Origin of the sequence: Actinomyces sp. ph3 (assembly GCF_000308055.1) — a bacterium.
Taxonomy (GTDB): domain Bacteria; phylum Actinomycetota; class Actinomycetes; order Actinomycetales; family Actinomycetaceae; genus Pauljensenia.
Window position 1 is genome coordinate 1 of sequence record NZ_CAGY01000003.1, and the last position, 16,497, is coordinate 16,497.

At 57.5% G+C, this 16,497-nt stretch carries 11 protein-coding genes; 2 read left to right on the plus strand and 9 right to left on the minus strand.

Going from position 1 to position 16,497, the window contains the following annotated elements:
* Positions 1–29: 29 nt before the first annotated feature.
* The 4 genes from codA to HGAS_RS04510 form a co-directional block, all read right to left on the minus strand.
* Complete coding sequence (gene codA / locus HGAS_RS04495) at positions 30–1,334, minus strand: cytosine deaminase (RefSeq protein WP_019126674.1); 1,305 nt, start codon at positions 1,332–1,334, stop codon at positions 30–32.
* Positions 1,331–2,590: a cytosine permease gene (codB, locus tag HGAS_RS04500; RefSeq protein WP_019126675.1), complete on the minus strand. Its 1,260-nt coding sequence runs from the start codon at positions 2,588–2,590 to the stop codon at positions 1,331–1,333. The genes codA and codB overlap by 4 nt, the downstream gene beginning before the upstream one ends.
* 496 nt (positions 2,591–3,086) lie before the next feature.
* Complete coding sequence (locus HGAS_RS04505; protein ID WP_019126676.1) at positions 3,087–4,829, minus strand: glycoside hydrolase family 13 protein; 1,743 nt, start codon at positions 4,827–4,829, stop codon at positions 3,087–3,089.
* Positions 4,816–6,411 (minus strand): glycoside hydrolase family 66 protein, encoded by a 1,596-nt coding sequence (locus HGAS_RS04510; protein ID WP_019126677.1) that lies wholly within the window; start codon positions 6,409–6,411, stop codon positions 4,816–4,818. The genes HGAS_RS04505 and HGAS_RS04510 overlap by 14 nt, the downstream gene beginning before the upstream one ends.
* 193 nt (positions 6,412–6,604) lie before the next feature.
* Between HGAS_RS04510 and HGAS_RS04515 the strand changes: the two genes are divergently transcribed.
* Positions 6,605–7,738 carry an ROK family protein gene (locus HGAS_RS04515; RefSeq protein ID WP_019126678.1) on the plus strand — a complete coding sequence of 378 codons (1,134 nt, stop codon included), beginning with the start codon at positions 6,605–6,607 and terminating at the stop codon, positions 7,736–7,738.
* A gap of 121 nt (positions 7,739–7,859) precedes the next feature.
* On the opposite strand, the gene HGAS_RS04520 is transcribed toward HGAS_RS04515, so the two are convergent.
* From HGAS_RS04520 to HGAS_RS04535, 4 genes are all read right to left on the minus strand, one after another.
* Positions 7,860–8,813, minus strand: a complete 954-nt coding sequence (locus HGAS_RS04520; RefSeq protein ID WP_019126679.1) for a carbohydrate ABC transporter permease — start codon at positions 8,811–8,813, stop codon at positions 7,860–7,862.
* Entirely contained in the window at positions 8,813–9,736 is a 924-nt protein-coding gene (locus tag HGAS_RS04525; RefSeq protein ID WP_019126680.1) for a carbohydrate ABC transporter permease, read from the minus strand. The genes HGAS_RS04520 and HGAS_RS04525 overlap by 1 nt, the downstream gene beginning before the upstream one ends.
* Positions 9,737–9,960: 224 nt before the next feature.
* Positions 9,961–11,214, minus strand: a complete 1,254-nt coding sequence (locus tag HGAS_RS04530; RefSeq protein WP_019126681.1) for a sugar ABC transporter substrate-binding protein — start codon at positions 11,212–11,214, stop codon at positions 9,961–9,963.
* Positions 11,198–13,372: a TIM-barrel domain-containing protein gene (locus HGAS_RS04535; protein WP_019126682.1), complete on the minus strand. Its 2,175-nt coding sequence runs from the start codon at positions 13,370–13,372 to the stop codon at positions 11,198–11,200. Before HGAS_RS04535 ends, HGAS_RS04530 begins: the two co-directional genes overlap by 17 nt.
* Positions 13,373–13,562: 190 nt before the next feature.
* Between HGAS_RS04535 and HGAS_RS04540 the strand changes: the two genes are divergently transcribed.
* Complete coding sequence (locus HGAS_RS04540; protein ID WP_026066640.1) at positions 13,563–14,669, plus strand: LacI family DNA-binding transcriptional regulator; 1,107 nt, start codon at positions 13,563–13,565, stop codon at positions 14,667–14,669.
* Between the two features lie 113 nt (positions 14,670–14,782).
* Here HGAS_RS04540 and HGAS_RS04545 read toward each other — a convergent pair whose 3' ends face one another.
* A complete protein-coding gene (locus HGAS_RS04545) occupies positions 14,783–16,489 on the minus strand; it encodes a CTP synthase (RefSeq protein WP_019126684.1) in 1,707 nt (568 codons plus the stop codon).
* Positions 16,490–16,497: the final 8 nt, after the last annotated feature.

A 16,497-nucleotide genomic window follows, 5' to 3' on the forward strand; every position in this document is an offset into this window, starting at 1 on the left:
CACCTGACCCCGGGACTTTTATGCAGACCTCAGAAATTCACCGTGCGCACCACGGCCTCGGACTCGGTCAAAACCCGGCCAGCGCGGAAGTTTGCCAGAACGGGAGAACCGAAGCTCAGCGCGTGGAACCAGTCCTCGGCATCCAACACAATGAAGTTTGCGGTGTTTCCAACCTCGATGCCGTAATCGGAGAGGTTCAGCGTGCGCGCAGCATTATGAGTAATGAAGTTGTAGGACCCAGTGATCTCGCTGCGCGCCATCATCTGGGTGACGTAGAGGCCGTTGAGTACGACATCTCGCAAGTTTCCGGTACCCATGGGGTTCCACGGATCCTCAATATCATCCTGACCGAAGGAGACGTTGATTCCTGCCTCGGTCAGTTCCTTCACTCGGGTGACGCCTCGGCGCTTCGGGTAGGTATCGACGCGCCCCTGCAGGTGCGTGTTGACCAGCGGATTCGATACGAAATTGATACCGCTCATCTTGAGCAAGCGCACCAGGCGCAGGAAGTAGGCGTTGTTATACGAGTGCATCGCGGTCGTGTGCGAGGCGGTGACTCGCGGGCCAATCCCGGCCTCGAGCGCGCGCGTGGCCAGGGTTTCCAACCCGCGCGAGGCCTCGTCGTCGATTTCGTCGCAGTGCACATCCATGAGCAGTCCGTACTCCTGCGCAAGCTCGACTGCGAAATTCAGCGAAGAGACGGAGTATTCGCGGGTGAACTCGAAGTGCGGGATAGCGCCGATTGCATCGACACCCATTTCGGCCGCGCGACGCATGAGGTCGCGTCCGTTCGGGAAGGACTCGATGCCCTCCTGCGGGAAGGCGACCAACTGCAGGGTCATGGAGTCCTTGAGTTCCTCACGCAGGTCAATGAGCGCGCGCAGGGCTGTCAGGTCCGGGTCAGTGACGTCGACGTGCGAGCGCACGTACTGGATGCCGAACTGTGCCTGCTGGCGAAGTGCCCGGCCGGCGCGATCTTTGACGTCCTCGTAGGTCAGGGTCTGCTTGCGTTCACTCCACACCTCGATACCTTCGAAGAGGGTGCCGCTTTCGTTGTAGCGCGGTTGCCCCGAGGTGAGCGCAGTATCCAGGTGCACATGCGACTCGATATAGGGAGGCAGAACCAGCTTGCCCGTGTAGTCACGAACCTCTTCGCCTTCACGTGGCGCCAGACCCGCGCCGATTTCGGTGAACTTTCCGTCCGTAATGCGGATGTCGACTCCTGCGGGGCCGTCTTCAATGCGAACGCCCTTGATGAGAAGATTTGCGCCTTTTGCTCCCATTGCCGAGGCCTGATTGCGGGGTGCGCTGCTGCCCTGAGTATCCGCGCTCATCGACGGATTCCCTTCTCGATTGCGCTACCGATGAAGTAGACGAGGATGGCGACGACCATGGCATTGATTGAAACGATGCCAAAGCCAGGGGTCAGCCAGCCGGTGAGCGCACCCGCGATCAGAGCAACGATCGGTGCCCACTTGACCTCGGGTTCATTCGAGCCCAGATCCATGTAGCTACGGCGACGTGCGAAGTAATCAGCAACCAGAACTGCACCGATGGGGGGCAGGGTGGCGTTGAGCAGGCTAAGCCAGCCGACGAAGTTGTCGTAGAGCCACAGGGCTCCAAGAGTTCCGATGATGCCCGCGATCAAAACCAGAGGCTTCTTGTTGACTCCAGTGATGTTCGCGTAGCCCAGACCGGTGGTGTAGAGGGCGTTGTTGTTTGTTGTCCAGATGTTTGCACCCAAGACGATCAGCGCAGGAATCAGCAGGCCCTGGGCGATCATCACGTAGAAGATATCGTCCTTACCGGTGAAGGCTCCGCCAACTGCTCCGAAGGAGAACATCAGGGTGTTACCGATGAAGAAGGCGATCACGGTGGTGATGACTGCCGAGGTTGTGGACTTTGCGAAGCGCGTGAAGTTGGGGGTTGCGCTACCGCCGGAGACGAAGCTTCCGATCACGAGGCCGATGGCTGCGACGGTGGTCATGCCCTGGTTTTGACCAAAGACTGCAGTAATACCGCCACCTGCGTTGATTGCACTGACCATTGAGTAGCTTCCGAGGAATGCGATCAGAGGTACTGAGACAAAGGAGACGATCTCAATGGCCTTGATTCCGAAGTAGGCGGAGGCGGTCATCAGGCCACCCGCGATGATGACGACGGGCCACGCGTTGATGTGCAGGGTCTCAGCGGTGGGGATTGCGAACATCGCGACGCCCACGCCGAACCACCCCATCTGGGTGAAGGAGATCAACGCTGAGGGCAGGAAGGAACCGATGCGACCGAAGGTGCGACGGGCCATAAGGTCAAAGCTCAGACCGGTCTTTGCGCCGATGTAGCCCAGCGCGCCCGTGTAGACCGCAAGGATTGCGCCACCGACGATGACTGCCCACACGTATTGGCTGTAGTTCAGACCATTACCAAGCTTGGCACCCACGCTCATCGAGGCCGAGAAGAAGGTGAAGCCGAGCATAACAAAACCGACGGCCCAAAATGACCGTCGGTTCTTTGATGGAACTGCTTCAAATGAGAAGTCATCATCATGTCGGATGACGTCCTCTTTGTGTCGTTCAGGTGCGATTGTGCTCATCGGTTATCCTTCCAGGTTCTAAGGTTTCGTAGCGCGTCGTTCGTTATCTGTCTTGTTTGGTCCGTCACCTCTGTCACCTAGGCACACCCGGTTTTCATGCATGTGCAGACTGGGTAATGGCGTGATGAACAAGATTGGATCTAGGCCAAATTGTCAATAGATTACCGCGCGCAACGCATCCAGCGCAAAGTTCAGCACTGTGACTCTGCACGCATCAATCCCAAACCCTAAGATAACCTTTGATTAACCTAAAAACTACCTGATAATAAGACTGTGGCCCCATCTCTCCCTCCTAGAAGATGGGGCCACAGCCTGATGGAACACGAACAGCTAACATTCGCGTTCCGCTGTCAGTGTGCACGGATTGTCAAATGCTTGAGTGGATGACATTCCACTTTTCGGAAGAGTCCCCCTGAACTGCCAGAGTTTTTTCAGTCCTCGCTTTTTGTACTTTACGTAAACTCTGGCCACGACCGCCGTCACAAACAATGGAAACTCACGCGAGGAAAACCCGCGCCCTCCACGGAGCAAGGGGAGCATCCATCTCTTCCCAGACATTTGCATTGGTCAGAACTGGGACAAACTCCGGTGCGGCCTCGGAAATGTCTGAAGGAAGTGATGGCTGGGCATCACGCGAGGAAAGATTTGCAATAACTATCAGCTCGCGTTCACCCAGAACTCGACGATATGCGAAGATTTCACGGCTCCCCGCATCGATGCGCTCAAAACTTCCGTTTGCAACTACTGCCAAGCGGTGACGCAATTCGATCAGAGCCTTGAAGTAGGCAAAGACCGAGGTCGGATCACCCACCTGCTCGGAGGCATTAATCACCGGGTAATTCGGATTGAGCACAATCCACGGCGTGCCCGTAGTGAAACCGGCGTGCGCAGAACCATCCCACTGGACGGGAGTGCGTGCGTTATCGCGGCCCATGGCACGCAAACCGGAAAGAACCGTCTGAGGATCTTCGCCACGTTCCACAGCCAAGCGATAGTAATTCGTTGATTCAATGTCTTCGAAGTCCTCAATTCCTTCGAAAACAGTATTCGACATGCCCAGTTCTTCACCCTGATACACATAGGGAGTTCCGCGAAGCAGGTGAAGCGCGGTTGCCAGTGCGGTTGCACTGTCATACCAGTACTTTTCATCACCGAAACGACTCACAGTCCTTGGCTGGTCGTGGTTGCACAGGTACAGACTGTTCCAACCCCTCTCAGCAAGGCCTTCTTGCCAACGTGTCAGGCAATCAGCAAGATCTCCCTCTTCCAAGGTGCGACGACCAAACTTTCCTTCGGGAAGCCCCAAAATGACGTGCTCAAATTGGAAGATCATATTGACTTCGCGCCGCGCGGGATCGGAATACAGGTGCGCGTTTTCTAATAGGACGCCGGGGGTCTCTCCGACAGTGAAGAGAGCGCCGCGACCAACGAAGACCTCGCGATGCATTTCTTGAAGGAATTCATGAAGGCGCGGGCCTTCCATATAGAAGGGGCTTCCATCGGCCAGAGCTCGACCGGGCGCAGGAGTTCCATCAGGCAATCCCGGGACCTTCGAGATCAGGTTAATAACATCCATACGGAAGCCATCGACACCTCGGTCCAGCCACCAGCGCATCATTTCGTAGACGGCCTGACGAACTTCTGGGTTCTCCCAGTTCAGGTCTGGTTGCTGCTCCGCAAAAAGGTGCAGGTAGTACTGCCCTGTCGCCGGATCATACTTCCACGCCGGACCGGAAAAGAAGGACTCCCAATTCGTTGGTTCCGCTCCGGGAGTTCCGCCTTCAAAGCCTGGCCGCGGATCGCGCCAGTAGTACCAATCGCGCTTGGGATTATCCACTGATGAGCGCGATTCAAGGAACCACGGATGTTCATCCGAGGTGTGGTTGACGACCAAGTCCATAACCAGCTTCATGCCCAGAGCGTGAACATCGGCAATGAGCTGGTCGAAGTCTTTCATGGTTCCGAAAACCGGATCAATATCCTGGTAATCACTGATGTCGTAACCGTTATCAGCCTGTGGCGATCGATAGATCGGCGAAAGCCATAGGACATCAACGCCCAGCTCTTTCAGATATCCCAGTCGAGAGCGGATCCCCTGAAGGTCCCCAAAACCATCACCATTGGAGTCTTGGAATGAGCGCGGATAGATCTGATAGACAACCGCGCTCTTCCACCACTCATCAGCTGAAAGCTCGCTTAGGGCATTGGTTTTGGGAAGTGAAGCCTCAGAGAATAACACGAAGAACCTGCCAAACTTGTAGCGGTGGAAGATCCACCTTTGCCTGCGCTCCCTCACAGTGAACACGAAGTTCTTCTAGGTGTCCACTACCGTCTGGGTCCGCCACAAATACGCGGGGAGTACGCTCCGCGCAGCAGCGCAATGTCAGTCGTCCACCTTCGACAAGAATCCCTGAACGCTTAGGTCCATCCCACAGAGTGTCCTTTTGCCCGACAAGATTGATGAGGTGAACAACCAATCCGTGGCGGGTGGTCGTTACTCGCCTCCACACTGCCCCTTCCTTGGGATCTTCCGTCACGCACAGATTGTCGTAGGCAACCTCGACATCCTCATTCAACGGGCCAGCGAATGAATCAGTTACTTCCGCAATGCATGGATCCATCAGGATCTCATCGTGCTCAACGAGGAAGTCGTACCAGCGCTTGAGCATCTCCAGGGTGCTGTCAGCGGCCTGGTGGTTATTGACGTAGTAGGGGTCGACGAGGACGTTTCCTCCTTCTCCCGCCAAAAGCTGGGTTGCTCCATGAGAGAAGAGCGTCGCCATGGTGAGCTTATTTGCCTGCTCCGATTCTTCTGCCGAGGCCTTGGAGTAGACGCTTTGGTACGCCGCAAGAACCACGGGCTTACCTTGCGCAACGCTTCTGGCTCGAGCCGCAACACCCGCGAGCGCACCCAGCGTTGTGATGGGAGCCCAGGGTTCGATGTACACAGCATCTTGGGGAGTACCAGCAGTGGCCCAAGTTGGGAAGTCATTGACATTGTTGAAAACAAGGACAGCGTTTGGAAGCCCCTCGCGCGCAGCGTTGATCATGCGTGTGAAGCTCTGCGACAAGTCGATAAGTTCTCCGTCGGCGCGAGTTGCATACTTTGGGTATCCGTATTGATCTAGGTGGAATCCCTGGAAGCCCACCTGTTCAACGCACTTTTGAAGGTCACTGATGAAGTGGGCAAGCCACGCCCTAGCGGCCGGGTCGACAATCTGAAGGAAACCACCCAACTCATAGGGGGTCCCATCGCACTGCATCAGGGCGGCATCCTTCCACTGGTCCCAGTCTTCATTCCCGACGCCATAGACAGCGGCGTATCCGAATGAGCGAGATCCAGCCTGCGCCAGCGCATGGATAAGGCGACGAACTGTTTCCAGCGAAATCGGTTGGTCAAGAGGATCGAGATAGTTCTCTCCCCCGCCTACAAGATCAGCGTGGCGGTAGGCCCAGTCGTAGAACTGAATGCCGTTGAGGTGCAGCTTGCGCGCCAAGCGGGCTACGGCCTCGACATCCTTATCGGGGGTATAGCTGGCAACGAAACCGTAGCGAAGTCGCCGACGGGTATCGTCAAGAACCTGAAGAGCGGTGGAGGCAAGGACCTCGTCCCCATCACACAGCAGAACGCCGTATCCTCCCTCCTCCAAAGTGCCAAAGGACACCGATTCACCCAGCGGGGGTTCGGCCTCGGCAATAACGAGGCCCAGGTGGGTCAGGCGCAAGGTGGCACTGGGAGGAAGGGGTGAATCGGCAACAATGTCGATGCGTACATCGTCTTTGACCTGAAAGGCCGCGGACACGGGAAGAAGTTCGAACATGGGATTAAATCCTTTCACTGCACCAGTCCTCACCTTCGTTAGAGTTCTCTGCGTCATCGCACTGGGTCTCTTCGTGAGGCGGTCATCATTGGCCACTGGAGGTTATTTCACCAAATAAAAATACTTGCGTCAAGTATGTGATCTATAGTCTAATTACTCTGCTATTTATTTAATTTGGTAAAGAAAGGCGCTCATGATGGGGTGGCAGCCTCAGGATGAACTTGCGCAGAGCGTGGCACTCGAAGTCCTCCTTCACGGACCACTCGGCCGCTCCGAATTAGCCCGTCGTCTTTCACTGGCCCCCGCGACGCTCACCCGCATCAGCACCGATCTGATCGCCTCGGGACTCCTCACCGAAGTACGCAGCACCCGCACCGGCACATCCGGCCGCCCTTCGATCCCCCTGGCCGTTGTTCCCGATAGCCATCATTTCCTTGGAATCAAAGTCGCCGACGACTGCCTCACCGCCGCGGTCATCAACCTGAAGGCACAGGTCTTAAGCTACGACCACCTTCCTCTTCCCACTCACTCCCCCAAGGATGTTGTTGAGGGCATCTCCTCTTTGGCAAGCCAAGCCGAAAAGAGTTTTCACATCGATGCAATTGGCGTGGGCATCGGCGGTGTTGTTACAGATCAGGGCGTGATCAAATCCGCGCCTTTCTTGGAATGGGAAGATGTTGATCTTGTCGGTCTTTTGCGCGAACACATCAAAATCCCTGTTTTCGTCGCAAATGACCTGACGGCCTACACGCAGGCGCAGCACTGGTTTGATCTAGGTGCACAGCACCGGAATTTCGCGGTCCTGACCCTGGGCATCGGCACCGGCTATGGCTGCGTGGCAAACGGGCGGCCGTTGGAAAACCAGGATTCAGGCATCGGTTTGGTTGGGCACTGGCCCCTAGACCCGCTGGGCCCACTGTGCTCGCAAGGGCATCGCGGCTGCGCAGAATCGATGCTGACAACCCCCGCGATTACCCGCTCTATTTCAGAAGCTCTGGGCCGTGAGGTCAGCTGGAGCGATGTGATCTCTTTGGCCGAGGCCGAAGACCCCGCCGTTTCCGCCGTCTTGCGAGCATCGGGATTGGCACTTGGGCGTTTAATTGGCGCAATCGCTAACCTCACGGCTCCGGAAGTCGTCATTATTGGCGGCGAAGGCGTTGCATTGGCCTCGTTAAGCAATCGATGGATGCGCCAGGGCTTGGCGGAAACCCGCGACCCACGAGCCTCGCTGGTCAAGATCGAGTTGGCCTCGCCAGCGAATGAGACCTGGTGCCGGGGAGCAGCGGTTATCGGGCTCCAGGGCTACGTGTCCAAGCGCCGCTCCTAAGAGCAACTCGGCCCGGCCTCGGCAACGGCCTCTTCCTGCCTTTCAGGCACAAACTTGGGGGCACCGGCCCACACACCGATGCCCCCAAGCAACTCACCACCCAACTTTTAGGGTCAGGATTTCACCCCTTCGTCGCGCCGCCGGCAAGGCCGGCAACGATGTACTTCTGAAGGGCGACGAACAGGATCAAGACGGGGATCGCAATAACCGTTGCGACCGCCATCAGGTCATTCCAGTTCGTTGCGTACTGGCCAATGAGTCGGTTCAGGGCAACCGTCAAAGGCTGCAGATCTGCCTTCGTGAGCAAGGTCAAGGCAAAGGTAAATTCACCCCAGGTCATCAAGAAGGAGAAGGAACCGATCATGATGACGCCTGGACGAATCGTCGGGATGACGACTCGGACGATGGTTCCAATGATGCCAAGTCCATCAAGTCGCGCGGCCTCTTCAACTTCCTTGGGGAACTGCTTGAAGAAGGGACGCAGCATGATGATCGCAAAGGGTAGTGTTCCCGTCACATCCGCCAAGATGATCGAGGGAAGGGTATTGACCATTCCAGCGTGGCGGAAAAGCACGAACATCGGAATCGAGATTGCGATCGCGGGAAGCAGCTGAACGACACTGAGCAAGATCAACATGCCCGTTGTGATTGTGCTTCTCATTCGCGCAATTGCGTAGGCCGCGGGAATTGCGAAAAGCAGCGTCAGCACCAAACAGCCGGCTGCGATGATTGCTGAGTTTCCCAGCGCCTTCCAGATCCCGAAGTTGTCGCTGAAAGCGACCTTGAACGAGGCCAGAGTTGGGTTTTGCGGAATCAGGTGCGGGGGCTGCGCAAAGGTTTCCATCTGCGTCTTGAAGGCCGTACACACCATCCAGTAGACGGGGAACAGGTAGAAAATTGCCATGACCCACGCGAATGCAGATTTCCCAATCCGGACGCGCCCCTCGCGCTTTTCACGCTTCGTCTTCGCTAAGCCCTTCGCTCCCGAGGCTGCGGAAAGCGCTCCGCCCCTGGGTGCACTTTCGTCCGTCACGGTCTGGACTTTTTCTTGAACTTCAGCGGTCTTTTCAGACATCACTGGTCCTCCTTATCCAGCGAACGAACGTAGAACCACGACAGAGCCAGCGGCAAAACCATGGTCAGCATTGAAGCCGCAGCACCGTTACCGAAGTCGAAAACCTTGAAGGTTTGCAGGTAGGTGAAAATCGGCAGGGTTGTTGTCGCCTCGACAGGACCACCCTTGGTCATGGTGTAAATCAGGTCGAAGACCTTGTAGGTATTGATGACGCCAAGCAAGAGCAGTGAAATCACCACGGGGCGCATGAGAGGTTCGGTGATGGAGAAGAAGGTACGAATCGGGCCAGCGCCATCGACCTCTGCGGCCTCGTACAGGCCGTCATCGATGGTGTGAAGGCCTGAAAGGATCAGCAGCATATTGAAGGGCATGCCAACCCACAGGTTTGCAACGACGATTGCAATCATTGCGGTTGTCGGGCCGGTCAGCCACATCACCGGGTGATCAATAATGTGCAGGGTCGTCAAGAAGTAGTTGATCACGCCGAAGTCAGAGTCGAACATCCAGCGGAAGATCGTGCCCGTGACAACAGCGGGAAGGATCCATGCGACCAATAGGAGCGCGCGAATAATGCCGTTACCCGGGAAGGGCTTGCGGAAGAACAAGGCCAGCGCGTAACCAACAAGGAATTGCAGGGCAAGCGAGGCAACGGTCCAGATGATGGAGAGCTTTACGCCATTCCAGAAGCCTGGGCTCTTCACCATCGCTTCATAGTTCGCAAGGCCCGTGGGATGATAGTCACCCGAAATGAGATTTGCGCCGTTCGCGTCAGAGATGGACAGCCAGATGTTATAGATCAGTGGGACAACAAGAAAAATCGTTATGTAAATCAGTGCGGGTAACGCCAGAAGCAGTCCTAGGCGCCGTGTTCGCGCCAAAGAACGTGATCCGTCGTCGTGGCCCGCTGTTTTCGTTCGCGCCATCGAAATTCACTCACAGATCCGAGGTTTGTGTGGGAATACTGTTTGGCCTGGCGGGCTCCGTAGCCTGTCAGCACCCGAACAGGGGTGTTTCCCCACGCGAGTGGAAGATTCGCTGCGGCATCAAACCACTGCTCATCGTTGCGTTCCCACTCGCGCGGGGAACTTTATGTGTGTGTTGGTTGCCTAGGAGCGATCACCCCAGGCGAACCGGTTTCTTGCGCTACTCAGTTCTTGGGCAGCAAGGGGTTGATCGTATCCGCGGCCTTCTTTGCTGCGGCCTCGGGGGTTGATGCACCCGTCAGAGCTTCCTGCATGGACAGCTGGATAGCCTCGGAAATCTTCGGGTAATCCTTGCCGTATGCACGTGCGTGTGCGTCAGCAAGCTGGCTTTCGAAGACCTTGAGCTTGGCATCGTTCGAGAGCTTGAGCTTGCCCTGCAGGTCGGGGCGAGAGGACAGCTGGCCGGAGCCATCGCAGTAGATCTTGGCGCCTTCTGCGCTGGTCAGGAACTTTGCGAGCTTGACTGCTGCATCAGACTGCTTGGCACCGTTCATGACGACAACGTTTTCGCCACCCATCGAGGTTGCTGCGCGCTTGTCCTTGGGCAGAGGTGCAACATCCCAGTCGAACTGGGCATCCTTGGTCAGGGTTGCCAGCTCCCAGGGGCCGTTGATCATCATTGCGGACTTGCCGGTGATGAACTGGGTACGCGCATCTTCCTGGGTGTAGTTCGAAACGGCCTCGGACATGGAGCCGTCATCGATCAGGCCACGCAGGTAGGCCAGAGCGGTCGCGCCAGAGGTGGCGTAATCGTTCAGGTCACCGCCGGTCTGCCACACGAAGGGCAGAATCTGGAAGGTTGCGGACTCGGACTTCACGGCCGAGATCGCAAGACCCTTCACGTCACCCTTGGTGGTCTTCTTTGCGACGTCCTTGAGGGATGCCCAGTCGGTCGGAACCTCAACGCCTGCGTCCTTGAGCATCTGCTTGTTGTAGTACAGAGCCAGGTTGTTGGAGTTGAGCGGAATACCGTAGGTCTTGCCCTCGTAGACGACCGAGGACCAGGGGCCATCGAAGAAGTCAGACTTGTTGATTCCGTCGTTGCTCAGGTCCTTGAGCATTCCCAGGGATGCGAAGTTCTGGTTGTCGACAACGTCGACGACTGCGACATCGGGAACCTGACCGCCGACCGATCCCTGAAGGATGGACTTGGACAGGTCTGCAAACGCAAAGGTGGTGCGCTTGACCTTGATGTCGGGATTGGCCTTCTCGAACTCAGCGATCGATGCATTGATCGAGTCATTGGCGGTTTCACCGCTCAGGTAGTCCCACATCTCAACGGTTACTTGACCGCCGGATGCGCTGCCGGAGTCGGCCGAATCCGTCTTCGTCCCGGAGCATGCTGCCAGTCCCAGTGCCATAACTCCGGCACCGAAGAAGGCAATCCCGCGCATTGCGCGCTTAGATGCGTATGCCATTCTTTCTCTCCTTTGAGTGTCGATAGTTGTCCGTCAACCAACTATCTAGATCCGTGTTTTCACGGATGAATAATGGGATGCACTCCAGTGGTGCATCGATGGTGAGTTCACTTCCGCCTTCGAAAGTCTCACCAAGCATGTACGAGGCCGTGGCCTCTTGATCCTCGCCGCCGCGGCTTGGGGCGATAAGAAGTTGGCGCCACCGCGCACCTCGGGGAAGGTAGACGCGGGCAGTGCGGGAGCCGGCCTCGGTAATCGGGGAAACCAAGAGGTCGGGACCCAAAAGGAACTCTCCGTCCCAACTCCAACAGCGCTCATCCTCGGGGAATTCCAGGAAAAGGGCGCGCATGGCGGGGATTCCGCATTCGCTGGCCTCGTCCATCACGCGAGTGAGGTAGGGGCGCAGGGTTTCGCGCAGGAGGATGTAGCGGGAGCAGATATCCGCGACTTCCTCGCCGTAGGACCAGATTTCGTTGGGGCCGCCGGGGTTTTCCGAGGCCACATCTTCGCGGGGTTCGCGGTGTCCGTGAACGCGCATGAGTGGGCAGAAGGTTCCGAATTCGAACCAGCGGGCGAAGAGTTCCTGATATGCGGGGTCGCTGGCGTCGCCTCCGTGGAAGCCGCCGATATCACTGGTCCACCAGGGGATTCCTGCGATTCCAATGGATTGCCCAGCTCGCACCTGCGTGTAGAGGGCCTCCCAGGTGGGGCCGATATCTCCGCTCCACACGGCGGCGCCGTATTTTGCCTGGCCTGCCCAGGCGCTGCGGCACAGGGTCAGGAATTCGTCTTCGCCCTCTTCACGCATACCTTCCCAGATCATGCGGGCATTCTCGCGTGGGTAAAGGTTCGAGACATTCAGGCCCTTTCCCGCATAAAAACGCAGGTTAGAGGGGTGACCGGGATTGAGTTCAGGCTCGCAAGCATCCAGCCAGAACACCCGCACGCCCAGATCGAAGTAGTTGTTCTTGAGCTTGTTCCACACGTAGTCGCGCGCGGCGGGATTCGTGGGGTCGTAGAAGGCGACGGGAAGCGGGCGATCCATTCCCTTATCGCGGAAGGTTTGGTGGTATTCAACTCCGGCCTCGGTGCCGACCAATAGACCTTTTGCGCGGATTTCTGCATCGGTTTCGGCAAGGGGGGAGACCGTGGGCCACACGGAAACCATGAGCTTGGTGCCCATTTCGTCCAGTTCGGCCATCATCGCTTCGGGGTCGGGATATTCGCTTGGGTCAAAGCGCCACTCCCCCATGGCCGGCCAGTGGATGAAGTCGGTGACGATCACAGATAGGGGCAGGCCGCGGCGCTTGTATTCGCGCGCGACATCCATGAGTTCTTCTTGGCTGGTGTAGCGCAGCTTGGATTGCCACAGGCCAAGTGCCCACTGCGGAATGCGCGGCGCGTGGCCGACCGCGTCGGCGTAGGCCTCGAGGATTTCCTTGGGGGTATCGCCCACGCACACCCAGTAGTCGATCCATTCGCTTGCCTGCGCAACCCAGCGGCTGGCTTCTTTGGCGAATTCCACGCGGCCAACGCTGGGGTTGTTCCATAGGAATCCATAGCCTTTATCTGAGAGGACGAAGGGGATGGAGACTTCGCCGTTTCGCTGGACCAGATCGGAGACGACACCCTTGTGATCAAGGAAGTCGTAGGAGTGCTGGCCCATTCCGTAGAAGCGCTCAGCGGGGTCCGAGGCAAAGCATTGGTGCACTTCGTGTCCGCCGAAGCCCGGGTAGATTCCGTGGGCTCCCGGCCACCAGAAGTGTTCGGGGGCTTCGCGCAGGATGGATTCGCCGTCCTTGTGGAAATCCAGAAGGAATCGGGCAATTCCGGTCCCGCCATCAAGGTTTGCAACCACGCTGATTCGTCCGTTGGAAAAGACTTCTTCGGGGCGATCGTAGCCGGGGATTTCGGTGACAGAGCAAGGTTCATTCCCGGTAGCCCCTGTCGAAGCCTGGGTGAGCGGATCCGTGGATGCTCCAGAGGTCGCGCCGAGGCCACTAAGGGGTGCGGCCTCGAGCGCGCCCAGTCCCTGGGGGAAGTTCGCATTGGGGCCTATGCGGACGCGAAGTGCATTGCGACCCCAGGCCTCAATGCGGATGAACTCGTGCGCATAGGAGAGTTCGACTGCGCCCGGGTACTCCTTTTTCGTGTACACCTATGACTCCTTAGCGAAGGGTACGAATACGTATTCGCTCCATGCTTCTATGCAGGAGATTTTCTGGTAATATCCATTACGCATACGTATTCGTCATGTAAAAATTTTTTGCGAGCATCGCTGCTCGCGTGTGATGTGAAACTCAAGATAAGTTGTAAAAGCGGTCCTGTCAAGAGAGCAGGAGGAACTGATGGCACGCCAGCCAACCAGTAGAGATGTCGCAAAACTCGCGGGAGTCTCACAAACCACGGTCTCCTACGTCATGAGTGGCAGACGGACGGTGTCTCCGGAGACGGAAAAACGTGTCCAAATTGCAATGAAGGAACTGGGTTACCAGCCTCATGCGGGTGCTCGTTCACTGCGCTCACGCAAGTCGCGAGTCCTAGGAGTTGTCATCCCCTACCACGAGGGTGCGGATGGGGCGGACCAGCACTACATGCTGATCTCACTGGCACAGCTCTTGCGCGAACATGATTTTGATCTACTCTTGATCACCGCGAACGAGGGTGCTGCGGGTCTGCGTCGCGTCATGACGACCGCGCTATGCGATGGCCTGTTCATCATGGAAGTTCGCTTCAACGATCCCCGCCTAGAGGTCGTGGCTGAGGGCAAGATCCCCACGGTTTTCATTGGCACTCCCGGGCCCGGACCCTTTAGGTCGCCGATCCAGTCCATTGACGTGGACTATTACGAGGCCGGCACCCAGGCCGTGCACCGCATTCGCGATGCGGGGGCACGGAATGTTGCTTTCGTGCACTCGGCCAGCGCAGATGTGCAGTCCTTGAACTTCGTCGCGCAGTTTAAGCAAGCGGTTGTGGATACTGCCGGTGAGCTTGGGATTCCTTTGCTCTCACGCACCTGCGGAACTGGAATTCAGGCAATTCGCCACTTGGTTGGCCAAATTGCCGGCGAGGGACGGGTTGATTCCTACATTCTTGGGCCGACGATTTCCGCCGATGACTGGTGCAATGCGCTGATGGATCTGGGGATTAGACCGGGACGCGATGTCTCGCTGGTTGCCAGCGGATGGCATGCGGAACGAGCCCACTGCCTTTTCGATGTCGATCATTTTGATACCCGGCCGGATGAGCTTTTGAGGCGAGCGGTTGAGATGCTGGTTGCGCAGATCGATGGGGAGCCCCGGAAGGAAACGGACGCGGATATCGAGGCATGGGCACATGAGTCGATGGCATCGGAAGATTTCGAGGCCAAGATCCGTCGCCCCGTGCACGGCTTGACCCTGCTTGATCCGATCTTCGTGCCCGGAAATACGGTGATCGAGGCTGATCGGTCATAGTGTAAGGGCTTTTAGGGTTCCAGTTTTTCTTTTGTAGACCCCGAAAAGCCCACGGGGCCCTGAGCCACAACAGCTCAAGACCCCGTGAGATCGGTATGAGAGCTCAACAGCCCTTACTTGCGCCCACCGCGCGCGGCGTAGTTTTCCGCGTGACGCGCAAGTGCGGCGCGAACCAGGCCCGCGAATAGCGGGTGAGCCTTCGTCGGACGCGACTTGAACTCGGGGTGCGCCTGAGTTGCCACGTAGTAGGGGTGCAAGGAACGATCCAGTTCAACAAACTCGACCAGGTTTCCATCGGGTGAGGTACCCGAGATATGCAGGCCAACCGATTCCAGCTGATCGCGGTAATCATTGTTCACTTCAAAGCGGTGACGGTGCCGCTCCGAAACCTGAGTCTTCCCATAGGCCTCGGCAACAATAGAACCTTCCTGAAGGACCGCGGGGTATGCGCCCAATCGCATGGTTCCGCCCAGATCGCCATCGCCCTCAACAATGTCGACCTGCGAATCCATGGTGTGAACAACCGGATCCGGCGTCTCGGGATCCATTTCCGTCGAGGAAGCTCCAGCCAAGCCAAGCAGGTCACGAGCGGCCTCGATCACCATGCACTGCAAGCCCAAGCACAATCCCAAGGTCGGAATCTTGTGCTCGCGTGCCCACCGCAGCGCACCCAACTTGCCTTCAATGCCTCGGATACCAAAACCGCCGGGGACGATGATCGCATCAACGCCACCCAGGGCTTTCTGCGCACCCTCGGGGGTTTCACAGGTGTCGGAAGCAACCCAACGCAGGTCAACGCGAGCGTTATTCGCAAAACCACCGTGCTTCACGGCCTCGGAAACGGAAAGGTAAGCGTCGTGCAGGTCAATGTACTTACCGACCAGCGCAACCTCAACGCGGTACTTCGGCGACTCAACGCGCTCAAGGAGCTCGTTCCACTCCCTCCAGTCCACGTCACGGAAAGTCAGGCCCAGACGCTGAACAAGGAAGGCATCCAAGCCCTCGCGATGCAGTGTCGGGGGAACCTCATAGATCGAGGCCGCATCCTTACATTCGATAACAGCATCCCGGTCGACGTCGCACATGAGTGCAACCTTGCCCTTAATTCCCTCGGGCAGCGGGCGATCCGTACGCAGCACCAGCGCATCGGGCTGAATACCGATAGAGCGCAGCGCGGCCACAGAGTGCTGGGTCGGCTTGGTCTTGAGCTCACCGGCAGCGGGAAGGAAGGGGATCAGTGCGACGTGCACAAAGGCAACATTGTCGCGGCCCAGGTCGGCGCGCACCTGACGCGCAGCCTCCAAGAAGGGCTGTGATTCGATATCGCCTACCGTGCCACCGATTTCGGTGATGATGACATCGGGGGCATTGCCCTCAGCATCGGGCACAGCCTGGGCACGCATGACGCGCTTGATTTCATCGGTGATGTGAGGGATGACCTGGACGGTATCGCCCAGGTATTCGCCGCGGCGTTCCTTTGCAATAACCGTGGAGTAGACCTGACCGGTCGTCGCGTTCGCCGCGCCGGAGAGGTTCACGTCCAAGAAGCGCTCGTAGTGGCCGATATCAAGGTCGGTTTCCGCGCCATCTTCAGTGACGAAAACCTCACCGTGCTGGAAGGGGTTCATCGTCCCGGGATCAACGTTGATGTAGGGGTCAAGCTTTTGCATGGCGACGCTCAAACCGCGCGAACGCAGCAGACGCCCCAGCGAAGAGGCCGTCAAACCCTTACCTAAAGAAGAAACCACACCTCCGGTGACGAAGATGTGGCGAGTAACGTTTTCCTGCGTCTCTTGGCGACGTCCATAGCTGTTTACCATGGAATCTC